General features: G+C 58.8%; 12 protein-coding genes. 11 read left to right on the top strand and 1 reads right to left on the bottom strand.

Going from position 1 to position 12,388, the window contains the following annotated elements:
* The first annotated feature begins 111 nt into the window (after nucleotides 1–111).
* Together QXZ85_RS21250 and QXZ85_RS21245 are read left to right on the top strand one after the other, a co-directional pair.
* A complete protein-coding gene (locus tag QXZ85_RS21250; RefSeq protein WP_315703690.1) occupies nucleotides 112–1,176 on the top strand; it encodes a sensor histidine kinase in 1,065 nt (354 codons plus the stop codon).
* 29 nt (nucleotides 1,177–1,205) lie between these two features.
* Nucleotides 1,206–1,874 (top strand): response regulator transcription factor, encoded by a 669-nt coding sequence (locus QXZ85_RS21245; RefSeq protein WP_315703691.1) that lies wholly within the window; start codon nucleotides 1,206–1,208, stop codon nucleotides 1,872–1,874.
* A 591-nt stretch (nucleotides 1,875–2,465) separates the two neighbouring features.
* Here QXZ85_RS21245 and QXZ85_RS21240 read toward each other — a convergent pair.
* Nucleotides 2,466–2,921 carry a hypothetical protein gene (locus QXZ85_RS21240; protein ID WP_315703692.1) on the bottom strand — a complete coding sequence of 152 codons (456 nt, stop codon included), beginning with the start codon at nucleotides 2,919–2,921 and terminating at the stop codon, nucleotides 2,466–2,468.
* Here QXZ85_RS21240 and QXZ85_RS21235 point away from each other — a divergent pair.
* The 9 genes from QXZ85_RS21235 to QXZ85_RS21195 all read left to right on the top strand — a co-directional run bounded on the left by QXZ85_RS21235 (nucleotide 2,920) and on the right by QXZ85_RS21195 (nucleotide 12,221).
* The gene (locus tag QXZ85_RS21235; RefSeq protein WP_315703693.1) at nucleotides 2,920–3,150 is read left to right on the top strand and encodes a hypothetical protein; all 231 of its coding nucleotides are present in this window, start codon (nucleotides 2,920–2,922) and stop codon (nucleotides 3,148–3,150) included. The two genes, QXZ85_RS21240 and QXZ85_RS21235, sit on opposite strands and share 2 nt — an antisense overlap.
* A gap of 386 nt (nucleotides 3,151–3,536) precedes the next feature.
* A complete protein-coding gene (locus tag QXZ85_RS21230; RefSeq protein WP_315766098.1) occupies nucleotides 3,537–4,298 on the top strand; it encodes an FkbM family methyltransferase in 762 nt (253 codons plus the stop codon).
* A gap of 519 nt (nucleotides 4,299–4,817) precedes the next feature.
* Nucleotides 4,818–6,056, top strand: a complete 1,239-nt coding sequence (locus tag QXZ85_RS21225) for a glycosyltransferase (protein WP_315766096.1) — start codon at nucleotides 4,818–4,820, stop codon at nucleotides 6,054–6,056.
* Between the two features lie 164 nt (nucleotides 6,057–6,220).
* Nucleotides 6,221–7,684 (top strand): D-glycero-beta-D-manno-heptose-7-phosphate kinase, encoded by a 1,464-nt coding sequence (rfaE1, locus tag QXZ85_RS21220; protein WP_315703696.1) that lies wholly within the window; start codon nucleotides 6,221–6,223, stop codon nucleotides 7,682–7,684.
* Between the two features lie 5 nt (nucleotides 7,685–7,689).
* Nucleotides 7,690–8,652 carry an ADP-glyceromanno-heptose 6-epimerase gene (gene rfaD / locus QXZ85_RS21215; RefSeq protein WP_409977707.1) on the top strand — a complete coding sequence of 321 codons (963 nt, stop codon included), beginning with the start codon at nucleotides 7,690–7,692 and terminating at the stop codon, nucleotides 8,650–8,652.
* Between the two features lie 42 nt (nucleotides 8,653–8,694).
* A complete protein-coding gene (locus QXZ85_RS21210) occupies nucleotides 8,695–9,891 on the top strand; it encodes an acyltransferase (RefSeq protein ID WP_315703698.1) in 1,197 nt (398 codons plus the stop codon).
* A 31-nt stretch (nucleotides 9,892–9,922) separates the two neighbouring features.
* Nucleotides 9,923–10,588, top strand: coding sequence for an SIS domain-containing protein (locus QXZ85_RS21205; RefSeq protein ID WP_315744793.1), 666 nt, complete (start codon nucleotides 9,923–9,925; stop codon nucleotides 10,586–10,588).
* A 105-nt stretch (nucleotides 10,589–10,693) separates the two neighbouring features.
* A complete protein-coding gene (locus tag QXZ85_RS21200; RefSeq protein ID WP_315806545.1) occupies nucleotides 10,694–11,455 on the top strand; it encodes an ABC transporter permease in 762 nt (253 codons plus the stop codon).
* A 4-nt stretch (nucleotides 11,456–11,459) separates the two neighbouring features.
* Nucleotides 11,460–12,221, top strand: a complete 762-nt coding sequence (locus tag QXZ85_RS21195; protein WP_315744791.1) for an ABC transporter ATP-binding protein — start codon at nucleotides 11,460–11,462, stop codon at nucleotides 12,219–12,221.
* Nucleotides 12,222–12,388 lie beyond the last annotated feature (167 nt).

Below are 12,388 nucleotides of genomic sequence, written 5' to 3'. Positions count from 1 at the left end.
CAGAGATCCGTTCGTCCGGTGACGGGCGAGCGAACTGGAACTGGCGCGACCTGCGGCTCAATCGAAGGGCGCGCCGGCCTATTCGATCTTGGCTTGCATGAGAAAGGCGCAATGATCGACTTCAACTCCGAATTGCGCGGCGCAGCCGAAACCGACGTAATCAGCATCGCAGTCATCGAGGCGGATAGGGCTGTCAGTCGCAAGTTTGGACCGCTTCTAGAGTGGTTGCCCGCGCTTGGTGCAGATTGCTGCAACAGTATGCCGCTCGCGGGAATGGAGGCGGAGCTTGCATCACTGGCGCAGGGACGCAGGCGTAACATTGCTCTGCCGGGCCTCCGCGGGCTTTCGCTCGGCCTCAGCGAGCCAGTTACGGTTGTGATCATCTGGATCGAGGACAAGCTTCACTATCTCTTGATCGCGATGCCGGATTTTTCCGCGCGGCAGGTGGAGTTGCTGCTCGGCAGCGAGCGGCGCGCTCGGCGACTGGCCGAGCAGCAACTCGAGGCAGCGAGCATCGAGGTGCGGATTGCTTCGTTGGCGCGCGAACGCATGCGGCTGGCCCGGGACCTGCATGATACGTTGGTGCATTCGATCGTCGGGCTTCTGATGCAGATCCGGTTGAGTCGTCACTTTCTTGAGACAGACCCAAGCGCGCTGGCCGACAGCCTGGCGGCTGCCGAGGAAGCGGCAGCTTCGGGCCTCGCGCGGGCGCGCCGGGCAATCGACGGTCTGCGGCTGACGAAGGATGCGGACGAGGTGCTCGGTCTGGAGTTGATCGTTGCAGAATTTGCGAGGCGGATCGAGGTCGAAATAGAGGTTGACGTCGATCGGGCTCTGCGCGACGACGTCGCCCGTCACGGGAGCACCATAGACAGAATCGTCACCGAGGCTCTGAGAAATATCGAACGTCACTCCGCTGCGGGGCGGGTCTGGATAAGAGCGACCCGCGACCGAAGTTCGGGCATGCTCGAAATCGAGATACGAGACGATGGTCGCGGTTTCGACGCTACATCGCTACCAGCTTTTCACTACGGGTTGATTGGCATGAAAGAGATCGCGATATTGGCGGGTGGCGTCTGCTCGATCGATAGCGGGCCGGGCGAGGGCACATCAGTGCGGTTGTCCCTGCCGATAAAGCGGTCTCCAGGTCCGACACCGACGATTCCCTTGCGGTAGCATTGGTGCGCTATGACCGAGGACAGTCCGTGTTCGAGATAGATCCAGCGGAAGCGACCAACGTGAGAATCCTCATTGCCGACGATCAACCGATTTTCCGGGATGGTCTCGGCATCCTCCTGGCGCAGCACGACTCCCGGTTCGAGATCGTCGATCGGGCGGCGGACGGACAGCGTGCGGTTCAGCTCGCCCGCGACTATCGCCCGGACGTTGTCCTTATGGATCTGGAAATGCCGCGCTCCCCGGGGATCGATGCCATTCGCAAAATCGTTCAGGAGCTTCCGGGCACGAAGGTCATCGTCCTGACCACGTTTGCCTTGGACGATCTGATCTTCGAGTCCATCAGCGCCGGGGCAAGCGCCTATCTGCTCAAGGAAAGCCCGATACACGAAATCGCGAGGACTATTAGAGCTGTTCTTGCCGGTCAAGCGCAGCTCTCGCCGGTTATCGCGACGCGGATTTTAGAGGAGTTCAAGCGCCTGCGGTCCAGCGTTCGACGCGGTCTCTCAACGCGAGAAGAACTCACAGATCGTGAAAATGAGATTCTCAATCTAATTGTCGAGGGTAAGAGTAACGCCGAGATAGGCCTGAGTCTCAACCTTGCCGAGGGAACGGTCAAGAACTACGTCAGCGTCATCCTCAGCAAGTGCCAAGTCAAGAATCGTGCAGGTCTCATTGCCAGATTGATGGCTCCCTAGGCGACATATCCGCCGACCGGAAGGACGGACGAACCACTCGACCAGAGGTTCGGCCTGCTCTGAAGGCCAGGGTCAATTTTGGCTCACTCGAAGTGAGGTGTCTCTCGCCAGAACATATAACGCCAGCCTGTTGCGGAATGCGTCTCCGTTTTGATCGAAACCGCGCCGCGACACGCCAGATATTTCAACATGCGGCGAACGGACGGCTGAGTCCAGCAGTCGTGCTTCAACCAGATCTCGCGCGAGGATTGGGCATTGTCTTCGCCGACCGGGACATCCGTGAGCAGAGCTCGCAAAGAGGTCTCCTGATATCCGTCTTGCTTCGCACTCATGGCCCGTTACCCTTCGCCCATGCGCGGGCTGACGCGTCGACATCTGCATTAGCCACTCCGGAATGGGTCAATCAATCGACGCAGACGCACGCGAGTTGTCGTCGACCGCCCAATGAGATGAGCGCCCAATGAGATGAGCGCCTTCGGGTCATGCATTTGGCGGTTCAACTCGCTCGCCAGGTCCAGCGCAATAGAGCGCGACAACGTTACCGGGGGATGGGCATCTCGGAGAGGCAATCGCCGGGCAGCCTCGATAGGTCTATGGCGTTGACGAGAGTGATTTGCGGTAAAGCTCGCCCGCGAGATCCGCGGCGGTCTCGGCGAGACCCCAGCCGGTCTTTGCACTGACAAAGCTGACATTCTGCAGATCGGCAAGGCCATACATCTGTCGACTGGGTTGAAGCAGGTCAGCCTTGTTGATCACCGCCTTGAACGGTTTGCCCGGAAATTTCGTGTCGAAGGCTGTCGCAAGCTCGATCATGCGGGTGATCGTCTGCGGCCGTGTTGCATCCGAGACGATGATAGCTGACATGGCGCCAACCAAGTACACGCTGTCGAAGATCTGCGTGCTGAAATCCCCGTCGGTATCCCAAAGCGCGAATCGCATGATCTTGCGACAATTATCTATGTCCAACGCCACATCATGGGTCAATATCTCGACCCCGAACATCGTTCGGTAATCTCCTGAAAACCGATCATAGACAAGGCGGTACATGATTGACGTCTTCCCGACACCCATGTCTCCGAGAAGCATCACCTTTGCCTTCAACATTGCCGTCGCATTCACCCCGAAAAGTGACGTGACGATTGCCTTGGATCATGAGCCAGGCAAATCCGTGAACGGCACCGAGACGGTTCGCGATCAGATCGCGATCCCCAAGGTCGCTAACGCCGATCGGTGGCGGAAGTTCCGCGATATCTTCGGTCTGCGACATTATCTCTAGTGGCGAAGCCGCCGGTTACTTCCCATCATCAGCCTTGTGCGCGGAGTTGCTTCAAGTGTCGTAGTCCCGCACCGGACCCGGCCGATCGATCCTGGTCCATGCTAGGACGACGAAGGACGCGAGATCTGCTGACCCCACGATTAATGAACCAAGTCGCACCGAGGCGTTGTGGAAGCTGAAGGCGGGTAGGAGTCATCAAGATGTCACCTTGATGCGCCTGTTGAGCTGTGGTTAGGGAGCAAGACTGCAGCGTGCTTCGCTGCTCCCGCGCCCACACAGCTCCTCTTGCTGCGGGCCATCTCTTGATGACGTGCGCGATCTCATATAGAGCGGATTTCATCGGCGTCAGGCGTGAAGCTCGGTCATCGAGATGGAGGAAACAGTAAATGATCTCCGAACTGCGGGACCGGCTCATTCACATCGAATCCAAGATTGACGCAATCGGCCAACGAGAGCCCTGCAACCGAGAGGAGTTTCGGGGGCATCCCGATCAGAGGTACGGCCACCTGACCTACTCGCAACATGGCGAGGATCTCGTGCTCGTTGCGCTTTTCGAGCAGTTGGGCATTGGCAGGCCGACCTATTTGGACATCGGTGCGCATCATCCCATCGACTGCAGCAATACTGCTTTGCTCCATAAACGCGGTTCTCGCGGCGTCAACGTGGACGCAAATCCCGACTTGATGCCTGCATTCTTCAGAGAGCGTCCTGAGGATGTTAACGTGAATGCGGGCGTCGGTGGAAGCGCCTCGACAATGACGTTTTACCGGATTGACGCTCAGTCGGGTCGAAATACATTCTCCAGACAGGCTGCCGAAGAATTCGTCGCGAGCGATTCGAGATTCCGCATCACGGACCAAATTCTGGTCAAAGTCATGACGCTCGACCAGATTGTAGATGCCCATTGCAATGGCCGTTGTCCCGACCTGCTCAGCCTGGATGCCGAAGGTCTTGACCACGATATCTTGCATGCAGCGAGCTTCGTAACGCGCCCGCGCATCATCTGCGTCGAGACATATAGCTCGGCAGGGCGAGACGAAGACCGGATTTCAGGTCTATTGGACGCTCGTGGGTTCAGGAAGATTATTCAAATGGGCGAAAACGGCATCTTTGTCGATCAGCAGCTCGGTTCCAGCGTCGGTCCGTGAACCTGGCCGTGGGTCACGGCATTTTTGCTGTCTAAATCAGACTTCAGTGGCCTGACCATCTTAGCGCCAGGGGGGCTTTATGGTTGCGAGTACGAAAGGCTTGCGTGCGTAGCTTCGAAGTCAGAGGTTCGTGAGCTCCGAAGCCCCGGATGCGCAGCATCGGGCGGGGCAAGGAGAGCAGCTGTATAACCTGGTGTCTCCTGTCCAATAGAGGTGCATGCGCCTGCGTTGCGTGTTGGACCGACTCACCTCTTTCACGATCTCAGGTCCGGCGAGCACTTCCGGCTGGCTGAACTCATTCCTGACGTTCGGAACGTGCGCCTTCGTCCAATTGTTGTTCCGGCACTGTCAATGCGCGGCGCGCAACCTGTGATTTTCTACCGAATAATCAGGGAGCGCGGAGATCAGTCAGTCCGACGATCTCCATGGCGGTGAGGCCCTTTGTCCTCGCCGGCATCTTTGGTGTCATCCGCCTTTTCGGAGGTGGTTGAGACCGGGCGCGCGTTGGAGGTATCTCGCGTGGTGGACGTCGAACTCAAGACTGAAGCTGGACTGACGAAGACCATCTGTTTCGTCGCAAGCGATTCGGAGTTCCTGTTCAGGCATTTTTCGCCTGCCATCAGGGCGGCGAAGGCCGCGAACGCGCAAGTTTATGCGATCATCCCCAGCCAATTGAGAGGCCGAGCCTCTCAAGCGGACGGTATCAAAATCATAGCAAGCCCGACAAGTCGTGGCGACAATTCGCTGTTGTCCATGATCAGGGAAGCTCTGTGGTTCGCTGCAGTATTGAGAAAAATTGGGCCCTCGGTCGTCGTCGCATATTCGTTGCGAGTGTGCCTCGTCATTGCTCTCACCGAGACGCTGTTGCGATCGTACAGGTTCATCTTCGTGATCACGGGCATTGGATTCATCGGCATTTCGGGGGGGCTGCGCGCAAGACTGATGCGACAGGTCGTCTTCCGTGCCTTGGGCTATACGTCGCGTCAGCGTACGCACTTCGTATTCGAGAACCGGTCGGATCCCATATCCACCGGAATTGCACGTCGTGGCCATCAGGTATCCATTCTGATGGGCGCCGGTGTCGATCCGAGCGAATTTCGAGCGTGCGAGCTGCCTGGGGCGCCTCCGTTTCGGTTCGCAACCGTCTCCCGGCTGATCTGGTCCAAGGGAGTCGATCTCGCCGTCGGAGCGGTATCGGCATTGGCCCGGGAGGGATATCCAGTCGAGCTGCACATCTATGGCGTGCCGGATTACGCCAACCCGCGTCCGCTCGCTCCAGAGACTTTGAGCGGAGTTGCCGGTATTCATTACCATGGGTTCAGCGACAAGATCGCCTCGATCTGGGAGAATTCGCACGCAGCCATCTTCTCAAGCCGGGGAGGCGAAGGTCTGCCGCGAGCGCTCCTGGAGGCGGCCGCATGCGGCCGCGCGTGCATCGTGACGGCAGTTCCCGGCTGCGAGGACTTCGTACGGAACGGCGTGGAAGGTTACACTGTGCCCGTTGGTTCTGAGACGGCTCTCAAAGAGGCAATCCTAAGCCTGATCACCGCCCCGCATCGCTTTGGAACGCTCGGGAGCCGTGCTCGCGAGCGTGTCCTTCAAACCAGTACGACAGCGATAACGCAGCTGAAATATGAAGGGCTATTCGCGTCACAGCTCGAAATGCTGTACGCGCGAGTGCCGCTCGGGAGGAGCGATGATCGTGACAGCACTCGTATCCCAGAGAAAATGACGATCGGTTCGCTGCCGCCGCATTAGCCGATGTCTCCGAGCGGTCCTCTTTGGCATCTTTGGCATCAACTCGATAGAGAGAAATTCAATCGTTATCGCGTTGAGCTGCCCGAATTTCCACATTGGTCCTGCGTTGGTGTGCCGGCGTATCGCCATGCTGGGCTCTTGAATTGATGGCTGGAGTCTACTGAATGTCAATCGGACAAACGGCGGTCGTACCGAGGGTGATGGTCATCGGGGATGTTGCCATCGATCGGTATGTCTATGGCGAAGTGACCCGGATATCGCCCGAGGCGCCAATCCCGATCGTACGGGAGCTAAAACTCCGATCCTCGCCTGGATGCGCTGGAAACGTGGCCGCAAACATTGCGGCGCTGGAAGGCGAGGCGATCTTGATCGGCGTTGTGGGCCGTGATCTCGAAGCCAGTGAGCTCGATATTGCCATACGGAAGGCTGGAGGGGGAATCTCACCGAATTTCATCGTCGATGATACACGGCCAACGACAACCAAGACCCGGGTGCTCGGTGCCGACCAACAAGTCGTGCGTATTGATCGAGAGAGCAGCGCGCCGATCGACGCCGACGTCGAGAACAAGCTCATCGAGGCGTATGAAGCGACTATCGCGCGATGCGACGTGGTCGTCATTTCCGATTATGCAAAGGGCATGTTGACCGATCGGCTCTTGCGGCATGTCATCGATCGGACGAAAGCTAGCGGAAAAACTGTCTTGGTCGACCCGAAACGGGCCCGCCTGGAGGCCTATGCTGGTGCGACCATCATCAAGCCGAACCGTCATGAACTAAGAGCTGCAACTGGGCTGGCCTGTGAATCTGATCAGGAAATTGAGCATGCCGCCGATGGGGCGGCTGCATCGACAGGCGCGATGATACTCGTTACACGATCCGAAGAAGGCATGTCACTCTATCGCGCCGGTCAACGGCCGGTTCACCAGCGGTCTGCCGCGCAAGAGGTGTTCGATGTCTCTGGCGCCGGTGATACTGTCTCGGCCGTCCTCGCGGTTTCGCTGGCCGTGGGCCTCGATGTGGTTGACGCGATGAAGCGAGCCAACGTGGCAGCCGGCGTCGCGGTGGGCAAGAGGGGTACTGCTGCGGTTGCACTGAGTGAACTTGATCGCGCGTTGGATGTCTCGCTCGGGCGAAGCGACAGTCGCATTGTCGATATCGAGGCGGCGCTTGAGCAGCGGGAGAGATGGCGGGACGAGGGGCTTACGTGTGGATTCACCAATGGCTGTTTCGATCTTATCCATCCAGGGCATGTTTCGCTGGTTCAGCAGGCGAGGGCGAACTGCGACCGGCTGGTCGTCGCATTGAATAGTGACGAGTCGGTCCGCCGGCTGAAGGGTCCGTCCCGTCCGTTGCAGAGTGAGGCCGCCCGTGCAGCCGTAATGGCTTCTATGAGGCAGGTCGATCTTGTCGTTGTGTTCCGAGAAGACACCCCGGCCAAGCTGATAAATATGCTGAAGCCCGACGTGCTCGTCAAAGGTGCGGATTATCCTGAGCACGAGATCGTGGGGGGCGATATGGTCAAGTCGTGGGGTGGCACGGTGGTGCGTGCCTGGCTCGTCCCTCTGCAATCAACAACCCGTCTGGTTCAGCGCAGCGCAATTGGCGCGAACGTCGCGGTCGTCCGATGAAGTCCTTGTACCTGGTAACCGGCGGTTGCGGCTTCATCGGCTCGAACATTGCAATGGCACTGGCTGGGCAAGGGGCCGACGTCGTGATCTGCGATCGGCTCCGCAGCGGCGAGAAGTGGAGGAATCTCGTGAAGGGACGGCTATACGACCTGATTCTTCCGGAAGCGCTCGATTACTGGATGAGAGATCACGCACGAGACGTTGCCGCGATCGTGCACATGGGTGCCGTAAGCTCGACCACCGAGTCCGACGTTGACAAGATCGTGCGAAACAATATCCGGCTGTCGTTGAGGCTCTGGCATTTTGCTGGCCAGTACGGCGTACCGCTAATTTACGCGTCTTCTGCGGCGACTTATGGCGATGGAGCTGCAGGCTTCTCTGACGACGAATCTCCGGAGGCTCTGAGCCGGCTCGTTCCGCTGAATGCATATGGCTGGAGCAAGCATGTGATTGATCGGCGGTTCGTTGCCGACGCGCAGGCGGGCAGGCTCCGGCCGCCGCAGTGGGCCGGGCTGAAGTTCTTCAACGTGTACGGTCCGAACGAGGCACACAAGGGAGACATGCGGTCAGTCGTACATAAGATCTATCCGAAGATCGCGGCTGGCGAGGAGATCGAGTTGTTCAAGTCGCACGACCCGCGATATCAGGACGGCGGCCAATTGCGAGATTTCATCTATGTCAAGGATTGCGTCAGGATCGTCGTGTGGCTGCTGCAGCACCCCGAGATCTCTGGATTGTTCAACGTCGGAACGGGGCGGGCGCGGTCATTTCGTGACCTGGCGCTGGCGGTCGGTCTAGCGGTAGGACGCGAACCGCGAATTCGCTACGTCGATATGCCCCCCGCCATTCGCGAGCGATATCAATATTTCACGGAAGCGGACATGACCAAGTTGGCCGCAAGCGGACTCACGCTGTCGCTTACGTCGCTCGAGAGGGGGGTCTCGGAGTATATCGGCTCACTGATCTGAGCCTCGCGTGCGCCATATCAGAGATTGACATGTGGAATAACAATGTTGAGCGTGGAAGCACCAGCAAAACAGTTGAACGCGGATATCGAGCTACTCCGCGCATATAGCGTCCTTGCTGTTTTGTATGAGCATATCACGTCGATTGTGGGTCTGCCGAACATCGAGCAGATCAGGAGCCATTGGAGCGGCTGGACCGGTGTCGACCTGTTCTTTGTGATATCTGGCTTCGTCATCTATCGGTCGCTCGATTCGACCGTCGGCTATGGCATGCCCGCGCGCGATGCCGTGCGGGAGACGGTCATGTTCTGGATCCGCCGTTTTTGGCGGCTGGCACCCGCCGGATGGTTTTGGCTCGCTGCGGGCATCGTTCTCATCGTCATTGACGATCCACGGGAGATCGGCTCAAGGCATGAGAATATCAGTGACCTGATCGCCTCGTTGCTCAATTTTGAGAATTTCCATCGGTTCGCTTGCAATGCGTGGCAGGGGCAATGCGGAGCTTTGTATCCGCACTATTGGAGCCTCTCGCTCGAGACGCAGTTCTACCTCATTCTCCCCGCCCTGATCGTGGTCCTGCCGCGAAAGTATCTGGTCGGCGTCCTGGTGGGTCTGATCGCAATGCAGTTGCCCATGCGTCGCCCGGCAAACGGGGATGTCATCGGCTGGTTCATCCGAACGGACGGACTCGCATGGGGCATCCTCATTGCGAGACTGAGCGCCACCGAGTTCTATCGGTTCGTGGAGCCGACCTTCCTTTCGGGCGGTATTGCGCGATGCGCCTGCACATTCGGCGGCCTGTTTGCGATCGGAACGGCGCAATACTTCTGGCGCGAGAGCTTCTTTCTCGGCTTGGTGGCGATAATCGCTGCGCTGCTGGTCTTGGCAGCCTCTTTCGGCAAGGGCTATATCGCGAGCCCTCCGGGATTGCGCAGGGCCCTCGTGTGGACCGGACAAAGATCATACAGCCTGTACGTCTCACACCTGATCGTGTTCAAGGGAGTCCGGGAGTTGTGTCGAGCATTGCATATCTATGACGATTCGTGGCCCGGCAAGCTAGCCTATCTGGCGCTTGCCTATTCACTCACGGTCGCCGCCGGCGCGATGACGCATAATTGGCTGGAAATGCCCCTTCGTCAAAGGGGGCGCGAGTATGCGAGCGCTTACCGGGCCAGGATGACACGTAGCACGCGCATTGCTGCGGAAAGTCGTTCCACTGCAGAAGGCGGCGCGCATGCGTGAGCAGCGTAATAGCGTAATCAAGGGAACTGACATGCTTATCCAGCATCTCGAAGCATCACGTGCGGCGATGGATCGCCTCATCAGCTCGGACGTGGTGTCGGAGGTCGGCCGAGCTGTCGGATTGATAACTGCCGCGCTTCGCGGCGGTCATGCGCTGCTGGTATGCGGCAACGGCGGATCGGCGGCGGACGCAATGCACATCGCCGGCGAACTCGTCGGTCGCTTTCTCAGGGAGAGACGGGCGATCAACTGCATCTGCTTGGCATCCAATCCCGCGGTGCTTACGGCCTGGGCCAACGACTATTCGTATGACACGGTGTTCGCGCGGCAGGTCGAGGCCTACGGAAGTGCCGGAAGCGTGCTTCTTGGCGTCAGCACGTCAGGCAATTCTGTAAACGTCGTGCGTGCTTTCGAGATGGCGCGCGAAATGGGCATTGGGACCATAGCCATGACGGGCGCCGGCGGCGGCAGACTTGCGGGCCTGGCCGACGTCCTGCTTGCAATGCCGTCACAGGAGACCCCCATCGTCCAGCAGCTCCACGTCTGCATCTACCATCATATGTGCGAGCGAATAGAGGATTCGCTTGCGACCGACATGTCGAACGGAAGCTGGGGAACGCAGCCGGAGACCGGCGAGCGGGCCGAGCGGAAGCCTGATCTTGAGGCGCCCTCGCGCGCTCCTCTGGCGTCACGGTGACCTTGCATGCCGACTTTCTCGCCCGTCCCTACACGTGCTGCTGAACGATCCGCAATAGCGCGGTCTTCCACAGAGTGGCGCTGGTGCTTGATTGGAGCCGCGGATTTGTGCGCCGGGCTGACCAATTGGCGCGTAAGTTATCTGATGGGCCTTGGCGAGATCCGCAGGCGTTACTCGCGCTCGCGTCTCGGGCAATTCTGGATGACGGTTTCGACCGGCGTCTTGGTGGCCGCGGTGGGAGTTGTGTGGTCGATGCTCTGGAAAGTACGAATCAGCGAACTGATGCCATTTATCGCGATCTCGCAGATTCTATGGACGTTGATCTCAGGTGCGATCGGAGAGGCCCCGACTGCGTTTGTGTCGGCGGGCTCGATCTTCCTCAACCAGGGAATGAGCTTCTCGACGGCGATCTACGCGCTCGTGTTCCGGCACTTCCTGGTGTTTCTCCACAATCTGCCGATCGCAATCCTGACGGTGGTGGCCTTTCCGGTGCCATTCGGCATGGTCAGTCTGCTCGCCATCCCGGGCGTTGTTCTGCTGCTGTTGAGCCTCGTCTGGACGACCTACGCGATCGCGATCATATGCGTGCGGTTTCGCGATCTGACACAGGTCGTTCAAAGCGCGCTGTTGATCGCGTTCTTCGTGACGCCCATCTTCTGGAAGCCGAGCCAGCTTCCGCCGGACACGCAATACCTTCTGGCTCTCAATCCGTTCGCCGATCTCCTCTCGGTCGTGAGAGATCCGATCATGGGAGATATTCCGGGTCCCGCGGAGTGGGTCGGCGCGCTCGTCTTCGCGATCGGCGGCTTTGTGCTGGCGTTGCCGCTGATAGGGCTCTCTCAGCGTCGCATTATCTTTTGGATCTGAAACGATGGCGAACGTTCGGCTCGACAACGTGAGCGTTGACTTTCCTGTCTTCACGTCGCGTACCAGATCGGTCAGAACCGCTGTATTCTCGCGGCTTGGCGGCAGACTAGCGACACACGACGATACGGTCGTCGTCAAGGCATTGCAGCAGGTCACCCTGGAGCTCTCGGATGGCGACCGCCTGGGCGTGATTGGCCACAACGGAGCTGGGAAGACGACGTTCTTGCGAGTGGTCTCGGGAGTCTATCCGCCCGTGTCAGGTGAAGTCCGGATCAACGGCAAGGTGTCGTCGTTCACGGATATCACGTTGGGAATGGAGCCGGAGGCGACCGGCTGGCAGAACATAATATTTCGCTGTGTGTTTCTCGGTCTTTCGTTCGCCGAGGCAAGAGAGTTGTCCCCGGCCATCGGCGAGTTTTCAGAGCTCGGAGAATATTTGCACCTACCGGTGCGTACCTATTCCGCAGGCATGTTCGTTCGCCTGGCGTTCGCCATCTCAACCGCGGTCCAACCCGAAGTCGTTGTCATGGACGAGATGATCGGCACGGGAGACCGATCATTTGTCGAGAAGGCCAAGAGGCGCATGGCCGAGCTGCTCGGAAAGGCGGACATTCTCATTCTCGCCTCGCACAACGAAGCCATTATTCGCAGTGTTTGTAACAAGGTCGTCTGGCTGCAGAACGGAGCTGTTAGAATGATCGGTGCGACAGAAGCCGTCATGGAGGCATATTCGGGCAATTCACAGCTAGCGAAGGTTGGCTGCTAGCAATGGGATCGGCAAGAGATGGGCAAATGTTCGTTGGTGATGTGCGCCGTCGTTTGGTGCGGCGCGTCAGCGGTATTTACGGACTGTCGGGTAGTCCCGTGCGTGCGGCGAGGTTCCTGCTGCGATACGGATTGCGTAAAACGCCCTTGCTCGCAAGGTGGGCCTTC

Origin of the sequence: Bradyrhizobium sp. SZCCHNGR1005 (assembly GCF_032489995.1) — a bacterium.
Taxonomy (GTDB): Bacteria; Pseudomonadota; Alphaproteobacteria; order Rhizobiales; family Xanthobacteraceae; genus Bradyrhizobium.
The sequence above is the reverse complement of the archived record's forward strand: the minus strand, read 5'-3'. Positions and strand labels throughout refer to the sequence as shown.

What these genes read in the sequence shown, in the direction of transcription:
- QXZ85_RS21250 (WP_315703690.1), top strand. Translation starts at nt 112, where the DNA reads ATGATCGACTTCAACTCCGAATTGCGCGGCGCAGCCGAAACCGACGTA.
- QXZ85_RS21235 (WP_315703693.1), top strand. Translation starts at nt 2,920, where the DNA reads ATGATTGACGTCTTCCCGACACCCATGTCTCCGAGAAGCATCACCTTT.
- QXZ85_RS21240 (WP_315703692.1), bottom strand. Translation starts at nt 2,921, where the DNA reads ATGTACCGCCTTGTCTATGATCGGTTTTCAGGAGATTACCGAACGATG.
- QXZ85_RS21230 (WP_315766098.1), top strand. Translation starts at nt 3,537, where the DNA reads ATGATCTCCGAACTGCGGGACCGGCTCATTCACATCGAATCCAAGATT.
- rfaE1 (WP_315703696.1), top strand. Translation starts at nt 6,221, where the DNA reads ATGTCAATCGGACAAACGGCGGTCGTACCGAGGGTGATGGTCATCGGG.
- QXZ85_RS21210 (WP_315703698.1), top strand. Translation starts at nt 8,695, where the DNA reads ATGTTGAGCGTGGAAGCACCAGCAAAACAGTTGAACGCGGATATCGAG.
- QXZ85_RS21205 (WP_315744793.1), top strand. Translation starts at nt 9,923, where the DNA reads ATGCTTATCCAGCATCTCGAAGCATCACGTGCGGCGATGGATCGCCTC.
- QXZ85_RS21195 (WP_315744791.1), top strand. Translation starts at nt 11,460, where the DNA reads ATGGCGAACGTTCGGCTCGACAACGTGAGCGTTGACTTTCCTGTCTTC.